Annotated in this window: 2 protein-coding genes and 1 pseudogene; 2 read left to right on the forward strand and 1 reads right to left on the reverse strand. The window is 66.1% G+C overall.

What is annotated here, in order from left to right; all coding sequences use genetic code 11:
- Positions 1-155, reverse strand: a pseudogene (locus tag AC1D1G_RS44455) (aldehyde dehydrogenase family protein); the annotation flags it as partial.
- Between the two features lie 2 nt (positions 156-157).
- On the opposite strand from AC1D1G_RS44455, the gene AC1D1G_RS44460 reads away from it, so the two are divergent.
- Together AC1D1G_RS44460 and AC1D1G_RS44465 are read left to right on the forward strand one after the other, a co-directional pair.
- The gene (locus AC1D1G_RS44460) at positions 158-1,126 is read left to right on the forward strand and encodes a proteasome assembly chaperone family protein (RefSeq protein WP_105414577.1); all 969 of its coding nucleotides are present in this window, start codon (positions 158-160) and stop codon (positions 1,124-1,126) included.
- Between the two features lie 144 nt (positions 1,127-1,270).
- Positions 1,271-2,275 (forward strand): alpha/beta fold hydrolase (locus AC1D1G_RS44465; protein ID WP_477956859.1); only part of this gene is annotated, 1,005 nt, incomplete at its 3' end.

The following is a 2,275-nucleotide window of genomic DNA, read 5'->3' on the forward strand; positions in this document are numbered from 1 at the left end:
GTGGTGTCGTTCGCGCGGCGCAACACTTCGGCTTCGTCGTCGAACGGCATCAGCGAAACCACCGGGCCGAAGATCTCCTCCCGGGCGATGGTCATGTCGTCGACGACTCCGCCGAGCACGGTCGGCTCGAGGTAGTAGCCGGGCTCGCGGGTCTGTAATGGACGAACAGTCGAAGATGTACGAGCTGGAGTTCCCGGCACCGCAGCTGTCCTCCGCGGACGGCCAGGGACCTGTACTGATCCACGGACTCGAGGGCTTCTCCGACGCAGGCCACGCCGTCAAACTCGCCACGACGCATCTCCGGGAGAGCCTGGAGAGCGAGCTGGTCGCCTCCTTCGCGGTCGACGAACTCGTCGATTACCGCTCACGGCGGCCCACCATGACGTTCAAGGCCGATCACTTCTCGGACTACGACCAGCCCGAGCTGAACCTGTATGCGCTGAAGGACACGGCGGGCACCCCGTTCCTGCTGCTGGCCGGCATGGAGCCCGACCTGCGCTGGGAGCGGTTCACCACGGCGGTCCGCCTGCTGGCCGAGCAGCTCGGTGTGCGCCGGACCGTGGGCATCAATGCCATTCCGATGGCCATCCCGCACACCCGCCCGCTCGGGGTGACCGCGCATTCCACCAACAAGGACCTGATCAAGGATCACCAGCGCTGGTCCGGCGAACTGCAGGTTCCCGGCAGCGCGTCCTCGCTGATCGAGTTGCGGATGGCGCAGCACGGGCACGAGTCGGTCGGGTTCTCGGTTCACGTCCCCCATTACCTGGCTCAGACGGACTATCCGGGCGCCGCCGAGACCCTCCTCGAGAATGTGAGTGACGTCACCGACCTGGACCTGCCGCTGGCCGCGCTCGGCGAGGCCGCCGCACGCGTCCGCGAACAGGTCGACGAGCACATCGCGGGTAACGAGGAGGTACAAACCGTCGTCCACGCCCTGGAACGCCAGTACGATGCGTACGTAACGGCTCAAGAACAGCAGTCCACGCTCCTGGCCAGCGAAGAAGACCTGCCGAGTGGTGACGAACTCGGTGCAGAATTCGAGCGTTTCCTCGCCGAACAGGCCCTGCAGGACGGCGAGGGCGGCGACTCCGACGAGGAGGGGGGATCACCGGGCGGGGCGTGACCGAGGAGCTGTTGTGCGGTCGCCACGCGGACACTGTGCGACCGCACGGTCCAGTTGTTCGGCCGAGAGCGGTGCAATAGCGTCGAGATGAAGCGGATGATTGAGCTGTCAACATTCGGGAGTGCACCTAGTTCAGGAGGCGACATGAGCGACACTCGCATTCGTAAGCTCAGGCCCGTTCCGAACGCCGAAACCCGCATGATGTTCCGCACAATCCACGGCTACCGCCGCGCGTTCCGCATGGCAGGCGAGGGTCCCGCACTTCTGCTGATCCACGGCATCGGCGACAACTCGTCCACCTGGACCGAAATTATCCCGCACCTCGCCAAGAACTACACCGTCATCGCCCCCGATCTGCTGGGCCACGGACGCTCCGACAAGCCGCGGGCCGATTACTCGGTCGCGGCGTACGCCAACGGCATGCGCGACCTGCTCTCCACCCTGGGCATCGACAAGGTCACCGTCGTCGGCCACTCCCTCGGCGGCGGTGTCGCGATGCAGTTCTCCTACCAGTTCCCGCAGATGGTCGACCGGCTCGTCCTGGTCTCGGCCGGCGGCGTCACCAAGGACGTTCACCCGCTGCTCCGGCTCGCGTCGGTTCCGGTGGTCAACGAGGCGCTGAAACTGCTGCGCATTCCCGGCGCCATGCCCACCGTGCGTCTGGTGGGCAACGTGTTGAGCCAGCTGAACGGAACGCGGTTGCGTCCCGGTGCGATGCTGCACGACACACCCGACCTGGTACGTGTGCTCGCGGAGCTGTACGACCCCACCGCCTACGAGGCGTATCTGCGCACCCTGCGCGCGGTCGTCGACTGGCGCGGCCAGGTCGTCACCATGCTCGACCGATGTTATCTGACCGAGAACCTCCCGGTGCAGCTCATCTGGGGCGATCAGGACGCCGTCATCCCGGTGAGCCACGCCCACCTCGCACACGCGGCGATGCCCGGATCACACCTCGAGATCTTCCGCGGCGCAGGCCATTTCCCGTTCCGCGACGACCCGATGCGGTTCCYGCGCACCATCGAGAAGTTCCTGTCCGTCACTCATCCCCTGCAGTTCGACGAAGCGAAGTGGCGGCAGATGCTCGTCACCGGCGTCGGTGAGAGCACCATCACCGGCAGCGCGTCCACCCGGATGGCGGTTCTGGAC

Source organism: Rhodococcus sp. P3_B8 (assembly GCF_056402775.1).